13 protein-coding genes are annotated in these 13,891 nt (G+C 73.3%); 9 read left to right on the top strand and 4 right to left on the bottom strand.

The window, feature by feature from the left end:
* Positions 1–86: 86 nt before the first annotated feature.
* Together purB and mug are read left to right on the top strand one after the other, a co-directional pair.
* The gene (gene purB / locus AB0937_RS16365; RefSeq protein WP_366712332.1) at positions 87–1,529 is read left to right on the top strand and encodes an adenylosuccinate lyase; all 1,443 of its coding nucleotides are present in this window, start codon (positions 87–89) and stop codon (positions 1,527–1,529) included.
* Positions 1,530–1,542: 13 nt separating this feature from the next.
* Positions 1,543–2,088 (top strand): G/U mismatch-specific DNA glycosylase, encoded by a 546-nt coding sequence (gene mug / locus AB0937_RS16360; protein WP_366712330.1) that lies wholly within the window; start codon positions 1,543–1,545, stop codon positions 2,086–2,088.
* Positions 2,089–2,149: 61 nt separating this feature from the next.
* Here mug and AB0937_RS16355 read toward each other — a convergent pair whose 3' ends face one another.
* On the bottom strand, positions 2,150–2,875 hold the full coding sequence (locus AB0937_RS16355; RefSeq protein WP_366712328.1) for an ABC transporter permease: 726 nt from the start codon (positions 2,873–2,875) through the stop codon (positions 2,150–2,152).
* Positions 2,876–2,877: 2 nt separating this feature from the next.
* Positions 2,878–3,798, bottom strand: a complete 921-nt coding sequence (locus AB0937_RS16350) for an ABC transporter ATP-binding protein (protein WP_366712326.1) — start codon at positions 3,796–3,798, stop codon at positions 2,878–2,880.
* 108 nt (positions 3,799–3,906) lie between these two features.
* Between AB0937_RS16350 and AB0937_RS16345 the strand changes: the two genes are divergently transcribed.
* The 3 genes from AB0937_RS16345 to AB0937_RS16335 all read left to right on the top strand — a co-directional run bounded on the left by AB0937_RS16345 (position 3,907) and on the right by AB0937_RS16335 (position 6,989).
* On the top strand, positions 3,907–5,076 hold the full coding sequence (locus tag AB0937_RS16345; RefSeq protein ID WP_366712325.1) for a histidine kinase: 1,170 nt from the start codon (positions 3,907–3,909) through the stop codon (positions 5,074–5,076).
* Between the two features lie 14 nt (positions 5,077–5,090).
* Positions 5,091–5,753 (top strand): response regulator transcription factor, encoded by a 663-nt coding sequence (locus AB0937_RS16340; protein WP_366712324.1) that lies wholly within the window; start codon positions 5,091–5,093, stop codon positions 5,751–5,753.
* Positions 5,754–5,840: 87 nt separating this feature from the next.
* The gene (locus AB0937_RS16335; RefSeq protein WP_366712322.1) at positions 5,841–6,989 is read left to right on the top strand and encodes an ROK family transcriptional regulator; all 1,149 of its coding nucleotides are present in this window, start codon (positions 5,841–5,843) and stop codon (positions 6,987–6,989) included.
* Positions 6,990–7,086: 97 nt separating this feature from the next.
* Here the strand turns inward: AB0937_RS16335 and AB0937_RS16330 are convergent, their stop codons facing one another.
* Positions 7,087–7,848 carry a GntR family transcriptional regulator gene (locus tag AB0937_RS16330; protein WP_366712321.1) on the bottom strand — a complete coding sequence of 254 codons (762 nt, stop codon included), beginning with the start codon at positions 7,846–7,848 and terminating at the stop codon, positions 7,087–7,089.
* A gap of 168 nt (positions 7,849–8,016) precedes the next feature.
* Positions 8,017–8,901, bottom strand: a complete 885-nt coding sequence (locus tag AB0937_RS16325) for an RNA polymerase sigma-70 factor (RefSeq protein WP_366712319.1) — start codon at positions 8,899–8,901, stop codon at positions 8,017–8,019.
* Between the two features lie 110 nt (positions 8,902–9,011).
* Here AB0937_RS16325 and AB0937_RS16320 point away from each other — a divergent pair, with 110 nt between their 5' ends.
* The 4 genes from AB0937_RS16320 (at position 9,012) to AB0937_RS16305 (ending at position 13,782) form a co-directional block, all read left to right on the top strand.
* Positions 9,012–9,665 carry an NAD(P)-binding domain-containing protein gene (locus tag AB0937_RS16320; protein ID WP_366712545.1) on the top strand — a complete coding sequence of 218 codons (654 nt, stop codon included), beginning with the start codon at positions 9,012–9,014 and terminating at the stop codon, positions 9,663–9,665.
* 107 nt (positions 9,666–9,772) lie between these two features.
* Positions 9,773–10,603, top strand: coding sequence for an alpha/beta fold hydrolase (locus AB0937_RS16315; RefSeq protein WP_366712317.1), 831 nt, complete (start codon positions 9,773–9,775; stop codon positions 10,601–10,603).
* 34 nt (positions 10,604–10,637) lie between these two features.
* The gene (locus AB0937_RS16310) at positions 10,638–12,086 is read left to right on the top strand and encodes a PLP-dependent aminotransferase family protein (protein ID WP_366712316.1); all 1,449 of its coding nucleotides are present in this window, start codon (positions 10,638–10,640) and stop codon (positions 12,084–12,086) included.
* Positions 12,087–12,213: 127 nt separating this feature from the next.
* Positions 12,214–13,782 carry an alkaline phosphatase D family protein gene (locus AB0937_RS16305; RefSeq protein WP_366712314.1) on the top strand — a complete coding sequence of 523 codons (1,569 nt, stop codon included), beginning with the start codon at positions 12,214–12,216 and terminating at the stop codon, positions 13,780–13,782.
* Positions 13,783–13,891 lie beyond the last annotated feature (109 nt).

The raw sequence follows: 13,891 nt of genomic DNA, 5'->3' as shown, positions 1-13,891 counted from the left end.
GTGGACGCGGCCGAGTTGCCCTCGTAGGTTCCGACGAAGACACCCGCGGCGCTGGCCTGCACGAATCGCCAGTAGAATCCGTCCACGTGACTTCCGCTCCCGCCAAGCCCCGCATCCCGAACGTCCTCGCCGGACGCTACGCCTCCGCCGAGCTCGCCACGCTCTGGTCGCCCGAGCAGAAGGTGAAGCTGGAGCGGCAGCTCTGGCTCGCCGTGCTGCGGGCCCAGAAGGACCTCGGCATCGAGGTGCCGGACGCGGCGCTCGCCGATTACGAGCGCGTCCTCGACACCGTCGACCTGGCCTCCATCGCCGAGCGCGAGAAGGTCACCCGGCACGACGTGAAGGCGCGGATCGAGGAGTTCAACGCTCTCGCCGGGCACGAGCACGTGCACAAGGGCATGACCTCCCGCGACCTCACCGAGAACGTCGAGCAGCTGCAGATCCGCCTGTCGCTGGAGCTGGTGCGCGACCGCACGGTCGCCGTCCTGGCCCGGCTCGGCAAGCTGTCCGGCGAGTACGGCGAGCTGGTCATGGCCGGCCGCTCGCACAACGTCGCCGCCCAGGCCACCACCCTCGGCAAGCGCTTCGCCACCGCCACCGACGAGCTGCTCGTCGCGTTCGGCCGGATCGAGGAGCTGCTGGGCCGTTACCCGCTGCGCGGCATCAAGGGCCCGGTCGGCACCGCTCAGGACATGCTGGACCTGCTGGGCGGGGACGCCGCGAAGCTCGCGGACCTGGAGCAGCGGATCGCCACGCACCTGGGCTTCTCGCAGGCGTTCACCTCGGTCGGCCAGGTCTACCCGCGCTCGCTGGACTACGAGGTCGTGACGGCGCTGGTGCAGCTGGCGGCGGCCCCGTCGTCGCTGGCCAAGACGATCCGGCTGATGGCCGGGCACGAGCTGGTCACCGAGGGCTTCAAGCCCGGCCAGGTCGGCTCCTCGGCGATGCCGCACAAGATGAACACCCGCTCCTGCGAGCGCGTCAACGGCCTGATGGTGATCCTGCGCGGCTACGCCTCGATGACCGGCGAGCTGGCGGGCGACCAGTGGAACGAGGGCGACGTGTCCTGCTCGGTGGTGCGCCGGGTCGCGCTGCCGGACGCGTTCTTCGCCCTGGACGGCCTGCTGGAGACGTTCCTGACGGTGCTCGACGAGTTCGGCGCGTTCCCGGCGGTCGTCGCCCGTGAGCTGGACCGCTACCTGCCGTTCCTCGCCACCACCAAGGTGCTCATGGGCGCCGTGCGCGCGGGTGTCGGCCGGGAGCTCGCGCACGAGGCGATCAAGGAGAACGCCGTCGCCTCCGCGCTCGCCATGCGCGAGCAGGGCGCCGAGCGCAACGAGCTGCTCGACAAGCTGGCCGCCGACGCCCGCATCCCGCTGGACCGGGACCAGCTGGACGCGCTGATGGCCGACAAGCTGTCCTTCACCGGTGCCGCGGGCGACCAGGTCGCCGCCGTCGTCGCCCGGGTCGAGGAGATCGTCAAGCAGCACCCCGAGGCCGCGGGCTACACGCCCGGCGCGATCCTCTGACGCGCCGCTCGCGATGGCGCGTTTCACGCCCGAGGAGCTGGAGGCCGCCCGCGGCCGCGTCGTGCCCGACGTGGTCGCGGAGGGCCTGCACGTCCTGTTCTGCGGCATCAACCCCGGCCTGATGACGGCCGCCACGGGCCATCACTTCGCCCGGCCGGGCAACCGGTTCTGGCCGGTGCTGCACCGGTCCGGGTTCACACCGCGGCTGCTGAAGCCGTCCGAGCAGCAGGAGTTGCTGTCGTACGGGCTCGGCATCACCAACGTCGTGGCGCGGGCCTCCGCCCGTGCCGACGAGCTGAGTGCCGAGGAGTACCGGGAGGGCGGGCGGCTGCTCGCGGCGAAGGTGGAGCGGCTGCGGCCGCGCTGGCTGGCCGTGGTCGGCGTGACCGCGTACCGCGCCGCGTTCGACGACCGCACGGCGCGGGTCGGACCGCAGGCGCGGACGATCGGTGACACGCGCGTGTGGGTGCTGCCCAATCCGAGCGGGCTGAACGCGCACTGGACGGTCGCGACGATGGCCGAGGAGTTCGGGCGGCTGCGGGAAGCCGCCGAAGGCTGACCCGGCTGATCGCCTGCAGCGGGTCCGCGACCTGCCTCGACGGGACTCGACCAGCCCTCCCTCAAGCGTCCCTGCGGCGCACCCTCCAGGCTCCCGCCAGCAGGGCGGCGGCCGACCACAGCGCGGTCACCGCGAGCCCCGACCACGGCCCGAGGGTGCCGTCGTACGTCTCCCGGAGGACCAACTGCCCGGCCTTGTCGGGCAGGAAGTCGGCGACGGTGCCCGTCGCGTCGCCGATCACGAACGACACGACGAGGATGAACGGCACCAACAGCGAGAGGGTCGCCACGCCGCTGCGGAGCAGGGCGGCGATCCCTGCGGCGAACAGGGCCATCAGCATCAGGTAGACACCGCAGCCCACGACGCCGCGCACCTGCTCACCGGCGCTGAGCCCGTCGGCCGCCGTGCCGAGTCCCGCCCGCCCCGCGAGGAGGGCGGCGAGGGCCGTCAACAGCCCCACCAGCAGCGCCGGTACGGCGATGACGGCCGCCTTGGCCGCGAACCACCGGCCGCGCTGCGGCACCGCGGCCAGGGAGAGCCGCAGCCCGCCCTGGTGGAACTCCGACGACACGGCCATGGCCCCGAAGGTGACGGCGGCGATCTGTCCCGGCAGGACGCCCGACAGCGCCGTGAACAGCGGATCGAACCCCGGGTCGGAGACGTCGGAGGCGCCGGCGAGCGCGGAGAACGCCGTGGTCGCCGCCAACAGCGCGAGCAGCGCTCCCGGCAGCGAGCGCAGCGTGCGGATCTTCAGCCACTCGGAGCGCAGTACGGGTGCGAATTCCATGGTCAGGCCTCCTGCGGCTGTGCGGTGAACTCGGTCTCGGCCCCGGTGAGGTCGAAGTAGGCCTGCTCCAAAGTGCCTTCCTCGGGGGCGAGTTCCAGGACGGGCACGCCCGCGGCCGAGGCGATGCGGCCGACGTCGTCCACGCGTGCGTCGTGCACGGTCCAGTGCCCGTCCGCGTGTTCCTCGGCGTCGTGGCCGTGCCGGGCGAGGGCCGAGGTGAGGGCGCCCGGTTCGGTCGTGCGAATGCGGACCCGGGGCCGCACCCGTGCGTCGATGAAGTCCCGCATCGGGGTGTCGGCGAGGAGCCGGCCCCGGCCGAGGACGACCAGGTGGTCGGCGAAGGACGCGGTCTCGTTCATCAGATGGCTGGAGACCAGGACCGTGCGTCCCTCCCCCGCGAGTCGGCGCAGCAACCGGCGGATCCACACGATGCCTTCGGGGTCGAGGCCGTTGGACGGCTCGTCCAGCATGACCACCTCGGGGTCGCCCAGCAGGGCGGCGGCGATGCCGAGCCGCTGGCGCATGCCCAGCGAGTACGTCCGTACGCGGCGCCGGGCCACCGATGCCAGGCCCGTCTCCTCCAGGACCTCGTCGACCCGCCGGTCCGGGATGCGGTTGCTCACGGCCAGGACGCGGAGGTGGTCGCGGGCCGTGCGGGAACCGTGCGCGGCCTGCGCGTCGAGCAGGGCGCCCACATGGCGCAGGGGTTCGCGCAGCGCCGGGTAGGGCCGGCCGCCGATCGTGGCGGAGCCGGCGGTGGGCCGGTCGAGGCCCAGCACCAGCCGCATGGTGGTGGACTTCCCGGCGCCGTTCGGGCCGAGGAAGCCGGTGACGCGGCCGGGCAGCACGCGGAAGGTGAGCTGGTCCACGGCTCGCCGGGTGCCGAACTCCTTGGTGAGGTCCTGGACGTCGATGCTGGTCATGGCAGCAGCGTGGCCTTCGGCAGCGGGTGCCGGCCTCCCCCTGCGGTGGAGATCGTCTCCCCCGTGCGGGGGAGGCTCACTGCCGGTGGTGGCTGGCACGATGGCGCGATGGTCCGCATGCTGCGCCCGCTCACGCGGGCCATCACGTACAAGCGGTGGCTGCACATCGTGGTGGCCATCGTGTGGTCGTCGCTGTGGCTGTTCGTCGACGAGGCCTGGTGGACGCAGGTCACGGCCGCCGTACTGCTCGGCCTCGCCGGCCTCGTGCCCGTCACGCGGGTCGTGGAGGGGTTCCAGGCCAGGCTGCTGCTGACGGGGCCCCGGCAGGGCGCCCTCAGCCCGGAGATCGTCACCACCCCGTCGGTCACCTGGGCCGATCGCGGGCGGACGGTGGTGTGGCTGGAGGCGCGGCTGTGCCTCGGCTGGGCGGTGGCCCACGTCTCCGTCCAGATGCCCCTTCTGGCGGTCGACCTGCTGACGGCGGGCCTCGGCCCGGGGCCCGCCGCCGACGGATTCGTGACCGTCGAGGGGAACCACTGGTGGTACGCGGTGCTGGCACCCCTGCCGTTGGTCCTCCTCGGCGTGGTCGTGGTCTGGTCGGGCCACCTGATGACCGCGGTGGCGGGGCGCCTCCTCGGGCCGTCGCACGCCGAGCGGATGGCGGCACTGGAGGAGCGCACCGAACAACTGCTGGAACGCACGCGGATCGCGCGCGAGTTGCACGACTCCATCGGTCACGCGCTCACGGTCGCCGTGGTGCAGGCGGGTGCCGCCCGGGCGGCGGGTGATCCCGCCTTCACCGACCGCGCGCTGGAGGCCATCGAGGAGACCGGCCGGGCCGCCCTGGAGGATCTGGAGCGGGTGCTCGGGGTCCTGCGCGAGTCGGAGAAGCCGGTGAGCGGCAGACCGACGCTGGCGGACGCCGACCGGCTGCTGGAGTCCGCCCGGGCCTCCGGGGCGAAGGTCGACGCCGAGGTGACCGGCCCGGTGGAGACGGTGCCCGGGCCGGTGTCCCGGGAGGGTTACCGGATTCTCCAGGAGTCGCTGACCAACGTGCTGCGGCACGCGGGCGCGGTCCCGGTGCGCGTCCGCGTCCACGTCGCCGACGGCACCGTCGTCCTCGCGGTACGGAACCCGTTGCCGGCCGGCATGTCCGGCGCCCGGCGCGGCAGTGGCCTGCGCGGGATACGGGAACGCGCGGCCCTGCTCGGCGGCCGGGCCCGTACCGGACCGGACGGGGGTGAATGGCAGGTCCATGCCGAATTGCCACTGAGTTGATCTACGCTGTTCCGATGCCGGTCACCGTTCTCCTCGTCGACGACGAACCCCTCGTGCGCGCTGGTCTGCGGGCCGTGCTGGAGGCACAGCACGACATCGAGGTCGTCGGTGAGGCCGCGGACGGGGCGGCGGTGATCCCCCTGGTGCGGCAACTGCGTCCGGACGTGGTCGCCATGGACGTGCGGATGCCGCTGCTGGACGGCATCGAGGCCACCCGGGCGCTGCTGCGGACGGTCGACGATCCGCCCCGGATCCTCGTGGTGACGACCTTCGAGAACGACGAGTACGTGTACGAGGCGCTGCGGGCGGGCGCTGACGGGTTCCTGCTCAAGCGGGCCAGGCCGGCCGAGATCGTGCACGCGGTACGGCTGATCGCCGAGGGCGAGTCCCTGCTGTTCCCGGCGTCGGTGCGGCAGCTCGCCGCCGAGTACGGCGACACCGGCGGGAACCGCGCGGCACGGGCCGTGCTGGAACGGGCCCGGCTCACCGAGCGCGAGGCGGAGGTGCTGCGGCTGATGGCGCGGGGCCTGTCGAACGCGGAGATCGCCGCCCGGCTGGTCGTGGGGACGGAGACGGTGAAGTCGCATGTCAGCGCGGTGCTGGCCAAGTTGGGGGCGCGGGACCGGACCCAGGCGGTGATCGCGGCGTACGAGTCGGGGTTCGTGGCGCCGGGCTGATCGGCGGGCGGGTGCCCGCCCCTCGCCGGGGTGCGCCCTGCCGAAGTACGATCCGGCCATCACGCGCACGACCTGGGAGGACGGACGGTGGGGCGGCTGACCGGCGGGGATCCCTCGCTGCTGCGAAGGATCAACTCCGCGGTGGTGCTGCACGCGCTGCGTGCCACGGACTGCGCGACGCTGACCGAGATCACACGGGTGACAGGGCTGTCCCGGCCCACGGTCGAGGGCGTCGTCGAAGGGCTCATCGAGGCGGGGCTCGTCGTCGAGAAGGCGGCCGAGGAGGGTGCTGCACGGCGGCAGGGGCGTCCGGCGCGGCGGTTCCGGTTCCGGGCGGAGGCCGGGCATCTGCTCGGGCTGGAGATCGGGGCGCACCGGGTGGCGGCGCTGCTGTCCGACCTGGACGGCCGGGTGATCGGTGCGCAGGCCAAGGAGGTGCCCGAGACGGCGGGGGCCGACGAGCGGCTGGAGCGGCTGCGCGGGGCCGTCGCCGAACTGTTGCGGCGGGCCGGGGTGGCGCGCGGTTCGCTGCGGGCCGTGGGCGTGGCGACGCCCGGGATCGTCGAGGCCGACGGCACGGTGCGGCTGGGCACGGCGCTGCCGGGCTGGACGGGTCTGCGGCTGGGCGAGCGGCTGGGCCGATCGTTCAAGTGTCCGGTGCTGGTCGAGAACGACGCCAACGCGGCTGCCGTCGCTGAGCACTGGAAGGGTGCGGCCACCGAGTCGGACGACGTGGTGTTCGTGCTGGCGGGGCTCAGCCCGGGCGCCGGTTCACTGATCGGGGGCCGGCTGCACCGGGGCTACGGCGGGGCGGCCGGCGAGATCGGGGCGCTGCATCTGCTGGGCCGGGGGGTGACGCCGGAGACGCTTCTGTCCACCACGGACGAACCCCTCCACCCGCTCGACGAGCAGGCCGTGGCCGAGGTCTTCGCGCAGGCCCGTGAGGGCGACCGGCGGGCCCGCGAGGCCGTCGACCGCTTCATCCAGCGGCTGGTCCACGACGTGGCGGCCCTCGTCCTCGCCCTGGACCCGGAGCTGGTCGTGATCGGCGGCTGGGCCGCGGGCCTGGACGGCGTCCTGGCCCCCCTCCGCCAGGAACTGGCCCGCTACTGCCTGCGCTCCCCGGCGGTGACCCTCTCCGCGCTGGGAGACGCGGCAGTGGCGACGGGCGCCCTGCGCCTCGCCTTGGACCACGTGGAAGAACAACTCTTCGCCGTGGAGCAACGCCCCCTCTAGGGGCGTGGGGCTGTGCCGGCATGCGGCTCCACCGTGTGGGCGCGACACGCCACGGCGCGCCGGCAGCCCCACGCACCGCACCCCTGCGGCGCCAGGCTCAGGAAGCCCGCCGCTGCATCCCGGCGTGGATCTCCACACCCCCCGAGTCACCGAACGTGAGACGGCAGGTGTCGGCCCGATACGTCGCCATCGACAACGCGGCCACCCGCCCCCCGGCGACGAACCGCGTGGTCACCACCAGCACGGGCGCCCCCGGCAGCCGGTCCAGCTCCTTCGCCTCCTCGGCCCCGGCGGAGCCGAGTTCCACCGCGTTCTCCTGCCGCTCCAGCTCCAGCCGCTGCAGTTCCCGCAGCACCGCACGCGCGCGTGCCGCCCCCGACGGCGCGTCGATGCCGGAGAGGTCGGGCACCGAGCGCTGCGGGATGTACAGCAGCTCCGCGGCCACCGGCCGGCCGTGCGAGACGCGGGAGCGCCGCACGATGTGCACGGGCTCGTCCCGGCCGGTCTCCAGCGCGTCGGCGACGCTCGCCGGCGGGACGGCCGCCGCGCAGTCGACGGGCTGCCAGGCGTCCTCGGGGCCGCCCGGCCAGGCGTGCGGGCCGGTACCGAGGGAGACGCCCACGCGGGGCGGTGCGACGGTCGTGCCGACGCCGCGGCGACGCTGCAGCCTGCCTTCGAGTTCGAGTTGTTCCAGGGCCTGGCGGAGCGTGGCGCGGGCGACTCCGAAGCGGGCCGCGAGGTCGCGCTCGTTGGGCAGGATCTCGCCCACCGAGAACTCCGAGTCGAGCGCTTCACTGAGCACCGTCTTGAGATGCCAGTACTTCGGTTCCTGCACCGATTCCAGCTGCGTGGTCCCCACCCTGTCCTCCGCAATCGCCGTGGTCGGCGGCGTTTTAGCGCCCTTGTTTATTAAAGGTTGTTGCACTTCTCTGCGACCATAGGGCGGCCCTGATCCTTGGTCAAGACCAATGGCCGGGAACGTTCACGGGCCGTTCATGCCAGGCCATGGGCCTCCCGGGCGGCAGGCCTAACAGGCAGTCAGGGACCGCAGTTTGTCGGGGTTGCGGATGATGTAGACGGACTGGACGCGTCCGTCGGCGACATCGACCTGGAAGACGGAGTCGGGCGTGCCGTCGGCCAGGACCAGCGCGGCCGGGCCGCCGTTGAGCTCCAGGAAGCGCACCGACAGGCCGGGAAGGCTCTTCTGCGCCGCGCCGACGAGGAACCGGCCCACCTTGTCGGCGGTCCGCAGGACCCGCAGCGGCGCCCGCGACTTGCCGCCGCTGTCGCCGACGAGCCGGACCTCCGGGGCGAGCAGCGCCATCAGGCCCTCGAGGTCGCCGTCGGCCGCCGCGGCGAGGAAGCGTTCGGTGAGGTCGCGGCGCTGGGCGGGGTCGACCTCGAAGCGCGGGCGTCGTTCCTCGACGTGCTTGCGGGCCCGCCCGGCCAGTTGGCGCACCGCCGGTTCGCCGCGGTCGAGCATGGTGGCGATGTCGGCGTAGGGGAAGCCGAAGGCCTCGCGCAGCACGAACACGGCCCGCTCCAGGGGTGACAGCGACTCCAGTACGACGAGTACGGCGAGGGAGACGGAGTCGGCGAGCACGGCCCGTTCGGCGGTGTCCGGCACCGTGTCGCCGAAGTCGGTGGCGTAGGGCTCGGGAAGCCAGGGGCCGACGTAGGTCTCGCCGCGGGCCTTGATCTGGTGCAGCCGGTCGATGGCGAGGCGGGTGGTGATCCGTACGAGGTAGCCGCGTGGTTCGCGCACATCGCCGCGGTCACTGCCGGACCAGCGCAGCCAGGCCTCCTGGACCACGTCCTCCGCGTCGGCGACGCGGCCCAGCATGCGGTAGGCGACGCCCAGCAGGACGGGTCGGTGGGCTTCGAACACGTCGGTCGGGGTCTCGGTGGTCACGGCTCCATCCCAGCCCACCGGTGCGGCCCTGTCCAGGCGGAACCGGCCGTTCCCGGACAGAATGGCCGACAGGGCGCCGTTGATCGGTGACCACGGCTACGGAGGTGGCGATGCGGTACGCGGTGCTGGGCACGGGACAGGTCGGGCGCACGCTCGGCGGACGGCTGGTGGAGCTGGGGCACGAGGTGCGGCTCGGCTCGCGCACCCCGGACAACACGGCCGCCGTGCAGTGGGCCGCGGCCGCGGGCCCCCGGGCCGGCGCGGGGACGTTCGCACAGGCGGCGGAGTTCGGGGAGGTCGTGGTGAACGCGGTCGGCGGGCGGGTGGCGCTCGCCGCGCTGGAGGCGGCGGGCGCGGAGAACCTCGACGGCAAGGTCCTGGTGGACGTGTCCAACCCGCTGGGGTTCGAGGAGGGCGAGCTGCGGCTGTCCCCCGTCGAATCGGACAGTGTGGGCGAGCAGCTCCAGCGGGCGTTCCCGCACGCGCGCGTGGTGAAGTCGCTGAACACGGTCAACTGCCGGGTGATGGTGGATCCGGCCCGCGTGCCGGGCGAACACAACGTCTTCGTCTGCGGGGACGATCCGGGGGCCAAGGAGCAGGTGACGGCGTTGCTCGGGGAGTTCGGCTGGCCGGCGGAGCGCGTGCTCGACCTCGGCGGCATCCGGGCGGCCCGAGCCGTGGAGATGTGGCTGCCCCTGTGGGCCGGCCTGTTCCGGAAGTTCGGGCATGGTGAGTTCAACCTGGAGGTACGGCGGGCGCGTTGAGCGGCCGGGCACCGTGAAGGTGGTGACACCTTGGGGCTACCCGCGGGTAGCAATTGCTGACAAGCTGTCTACGGCGTCCGTCAGCGAGTACAGCCGAGGAGCACCCCATGTCCGCCACCGTCTCCTTCAAAGTAGCCTCCGCGCGGGGCGAGCAGAGTGTGACCCTGTCCTACACGCGCCGGGGCAGCGGCGAACCGCTGCTCCTGCTGCACGGCATCGGACACCACCGGCAGGTGTGGGACCCGGTGATCCCGGCGCTGGCGGCCGAACGCGACGTGATCGCCGTGGACCTGCCGGGCTGCGGTGAGTCGCCGGCGCTCCCGGACGGCATGGCGCACGACCTGCCCACGATGAGCACGGTCCTGACGGCCCTCTTCGAGGCGCTGGAGATCGAACGGCCGCACGTGGCGGGCAACTCGCTGGGCGGCCTGCTGGCGCTCGACCTGGCCCGGGCCCAGCTCGTCCGCTCGGTCACCGCCCTGTCGCCGGCCGGGTTCTGGAACGAGGCGGAGCGCCGCTACGCCTTCACCGTGCTGAGCGCGATGCGGCAGATCGCCCGGCGGATGCCGCCGCCGCTGGTGGAGCGGCTGGCCCGTCCGGCCCTCGGCCGCACCCTGCTGACGAGCACCATCTACGCCCGGCCGGGCCGCCGTTCAGCCGAGGCGGTGGTCGCCGAGACGCTCGCGCTGGCCCGGGCCCAGGGGTTCTCCGAGACCCTGCGCTCCGGCCGGACCGTGCAGTTCACCGACGACATCGTGGGAACCCCGGTCACCGTGGCGTGGGGCAACCGGGACCGGCTGCTCATCCCCCGCCAGGGCGTGCGTGCCAAGGGCGTCATCCCCGGGGCCCGGCTGGTGCGGCTGCCCGGCTGCGGTCACGTCCCGATGAACGACGACCCGGCGCTGGTGGCCAGGGTCGTCCTCGACGGCAGCCGCTGACCCCTACGGGGCGCAGCCTCTAAGGTCTCCCCTCATGAGGCCACCGCAGAGCGATCAGGGCGGCGGCTCCGCGTCCGCCGCCTGGGAACTGCTGCTCCCCGCCGCGTCGGCACCGGCACGCACGCGTGGCCGTTCCCTCCAGGCGGCGCTGCGCGAGGCGGTCCGCTCGGGCCGCCTCGCGCCGGGCACCCGGCTGCCGTCGAGCCGTGACCTCGCGGCGGACCTGGGGGTGTCGCGCGGGCTGGTCACCGAGGCGTACGAGCAGCTGACGGCCGAGGGATACCTGCGCAGCGGCCGGGGAGCCGGCACGTGGGTGGGCGCGGCCGTACGGGCCGTCCGGCCGCGGGCGCACGATCTCGCTCCGCGTGCGTCCGGCACCCGTGCGGACTTAGTGCCCGGGACGCCGGACCTGGCGCTGTTCCCGCGCGCGGCGTGGGCCGCCGCGCAGCGCGCCGTGCTCGCGGAACTGCCGCACCAGGAGCTGGGGTATCCCGATCCGCGCGGGCTGCCGAGGCTGCGCACCGCACTGGCCGGGCTGCTCGCCCGGCGGCGCGGCGTGGTGGCCGACCCCGAGCGGATCGTGGTCGTCTCGGGCGTGGCCCAGGCGACGACCCTGCTCGGTCACGTGCTGCACGCGCGCGGGTTGAGCACCGTGGGCGTGGAGGACCCGGGCAGCCCCCAGCACGACGCGCTGTACGCGTCGGCCGGGATCACCGCCGTACCCCTGCCGCTGGACGACGAGGGTGTCGCCCTGGAGCCGCTGCGGGCGTCCGGCGTACGGGCCGTGGTGACGACACCGGCCCACCAGTTCCCCACCGGCATCGCCTGTTCGGCCGAGCGCCGGGCCGAACTGCTGGACTGGGCGCGCGCCGTGGACGGCATCGTCCTGGAGGACGACTACGACGGCGACTTCCGTTACGACCGCGCCCCCGTCGGCGCGCTCCAGGGCCTCGACCCGGACCACGTGGCCTACACCGGCTCGGTCAGCAAGTCCCTCGCGCCGGGCCTGCGGCTGGGCTGGCTGCTGGTGCCCGAGTCCTGGACGGAGGAGGTCGTCGAACGCAAGCGCACCATGGATCTCGGCCATCCGGCCCTCGACCAGGCGCTGTTCGCCCGCTTCCTGGAGCGCGGCGACTACGACCGTCAGCTGCGGCGCTGCCAGCGCGCCTACCGTGACCGGCGCGACGCGCTGGTCACCGCCCTGGACGCGCACTTCCCGGGGTCGGAGGTGTCCGGGATCGCCGCGGGTCTGCACGTGATCGCCACTCTGCCCCGGCGGTACGGGCCCGAGGAGCGGTTCCTCGCACGCATGGCGGAGGCGGGGGTGGCGGTGCGCGCGCTCTCGGCCTACACGCACACACCGGCCGGGCCCGCGGCGGCCGAGCCGGCCGGGGAGGTCCGGCTGGTGCTGGGCTACGCCCATGTGCCGCCCGCCCGGATCGCCGAGGGCGTGCGCCTGATGGCGCGGGCCGCGACCGGGTGAGCCGACCGGTTCGCGCGTTCCCTCACCCTGCGGTCAGTTGTTCACTTGGGGTTCGTGTGTGCGCCGCGACGTACCCGTAGGTGTGGCTCTGCACACTTGGCCGGATCCCGTCCCTGGAGGCGTATCCATGTCCCAGTCCCACCGTCCGTCACCCGGGCGCCGTAGCGTCCTGCGCGGCTCCCTCGCCGCGTCGGCCGCCCTGACCCTGCCCACCGCCCTCGGCGCGGCGCCCGCGTTCGCACGCTCCGGGCGCCCGACGGCGCGGTGGGGTGTACAGGCCGGTGACGTGACCTGCGACTCCGGGCTGGTGTGGGTGCGCTCCGACCGCCCGGCCCGGATGATCGTGGAGACGTCGGCGACCGAGTCGTTCCGCAACCCGCACCGATGGCACGGCCCACTGCTGGGCCCGGGCACCGACTTCACCGGTACGACCCGGCTGCACGGCCTGCCGTCCGGCGAGCAGATCCACTACCGCGTACTGCTGGCAGACCCGGACGACCCGCGCCGCGCCGGCGAGCCGGTCACCGGCACGTTCCGCACGGCATCCGCCAAGCGCCGCGACGGCGTGCGGTTCGTCTGGTCCGGCGACCTCGCGGGGCAGGGCTGGGGCATCAACCCGGAGCGCGGCGGCTACCGCATCTACGACGCGATGGGCTCCCTGGACCCGGACTTCTTCCTCTGCAGCGGCGACACCGTCTACGCCGACGGCCCGATCACCGGGACCGTGGCCCTGCCCGACGGGCGGACCTGGCGCAACGTCACGACCGAGGAGAAGGCGAAGGTCGCCGAGACGCTGGCGGAGTTCCGCGGCAACTTCCGCTACAACCTGCTGGACGAGAACCTGCGCGCCTTCAACGCCCGGGTCCCGTCCGTCGTCCAGTGGGACGACCACGAGGTCGTCAACAACTGGTACCCGGGCGAGATCCTCACCGACACCCGCTACACCGAGAAGCGCGTGGACGTGCTCGCCGCCCGCGCACGCCAGGCGTTCTCCGAGTACTTCCCGATCTCCACGCTGCGCCGCCCCGACGGCCGGGTCTACCGCGTGCAGCACCACGGCCCGCTGCTGGACGTGTTCGTCCTGGACATGCGCACCCACCGCAACGCGAACTCGACCGACGACCAGACCACCGACCCGCAGGGCATCCTCGGCAGTGAGCAACTGGCGTGGCTCAAGCGCGAGCTGTCCCGGTCGCGGGCGGTGTGGAAGGTGATCGCCTCCGACATGCCGCTCGGACTGGTCGTCCCGGACGCGCCCCACATCGAGGCCGTCGCGCAGGGCGACCCCGGCGAGCCGCTCGGCCGCGAGCTGCAGGTCGCCGAACTGCTGCGGTTCGTCAAGCACCGGCGGATCACGGGCACGGTGTGGCTCACGGCCGATGTGCACCACACCTCGGCACAGCACTACCAGCCGTCGAAGGCCGCCTTCACCGACTTCGAGCCGTTCTGGGAGTTCGTCTCGGGCCCGCTCAACGCCGGAGCCTTCCCCGCGAACGCACTCGACGGCACCTTCGGCCCGGACCGCGTGTTCGTGAAGGCCCCGACCACCGCCAACGTCTCCCCCGCCGGAGGCTACCAGTTCTTCGGCGAGGTCGGCATCGACGGCCACAGCGGCGAACTGACGGTACGTCTGCGGGAGCAGGACGGCACCGTATTGTTCACGAAGACGCTCCAGCCGGGCCTGGTCGGCCAGTAGGCACGCAGCGCAACGTTTGAAGCGTCGACAAAGAGGGCACAATGCCTCCTTTACCCGCCGGTCACAATGCGTTCGCGATCACGCAACACCGCTCCGTCACAGTGGGTGC

The organism is Streptomyces sp. NPDC047880 (assembly GCF_040706515.1).
In the GTDB taxonomy this organism is placed as follows: Bacteria; Actinomycetota; Actinomycetes; order Streptomycetales; family Streptomycetaceae; genus Streptomyces.
This window is presented reverse-complemented; position numbering and strand designations above follow the sequence as displayed.